Annotated in this window: 1 protein-coding gene and 1 pseudogene; one reads left to right on the top strand and one right to left on the bottom strand. The window is 49.6% G+C overall.

The annotated features are described in order from the left end of the window. Positions 1–140 (bottom strand): annotated as a pseudogene (locus KDM89_RS22620) (carboxymuconolactone decarboxylase); the annotation flags it as partial. A 140-nt stretch (positions 141–280) separates the two neighbouring features. Between KDM89_RS22620 and KDM89_RS19505 the strand changes: the two are divergent. Continuing rightward, the coding region (locus KDM89_RS19505) for a cupin domain-containing protein (protein WP_212689558.1) at positions 281–518 on the top strand (238 nt) is incomplete at its 3' end.

Here is a 518-nt window from a genome sequence, read left to right as displayed (position 1 = left end):
ATGCTGCTCAGCGCTGCTGGTGAATTGGCCACCGCGCTGAACATATTGGGTGTGCTGCCAAAGGCTTGTTGTATCGGAGCCAGCAGTGCCTGACGTTGTGCAGTGGTGGTGGCGGATTGAATTAAAGCGACGTGAGACATGATATTTTCCTTTGCAAAATCAGTAGATGAATTGATCGTCGGTCAAATGAGACAGTGCTGAGTGCACAGAGCGCAGTGTGCGCGTTTGACGTGTATGATTGGTATCCTTACGTCTTAAATATGTATCTAATCATCCAGATATGCCGAAACAAACTTTACCGGCACTAGACCGTCTGTCGTCCTTACTGGAACATTTTCCAGTCACGGCGAACCTGTATTTTTCCGGTGCGCTGTGTGGTCTGACGCAGTTTGATGCACAGGTTGGACGCGGATTTTTTCATGTGTTGCGCAAGGGAGAAATGCGGCTCACGCATCATGCTGGTGCCGGGGTATCGCGCAGCATAGACATCACTGAGCCCAGCTTAATTTTCTATCCTC

Origin of the sequence: Cognatundibacterium luofuense (genome assembly GCF_018139685.1) — a bacterium.
GTDB classification, from domain to species: Bacteria; Pseudomonadota; Gammaproteobacteria; order Burkholderiales; family Burkholderiaceae_D; genus Undibacterium; species Undibacterium luofuense.
Note: the sequence above shows the minus strand (reverse complement) of the source record. Positions and strands in the feature narration are given on the sequence as shown.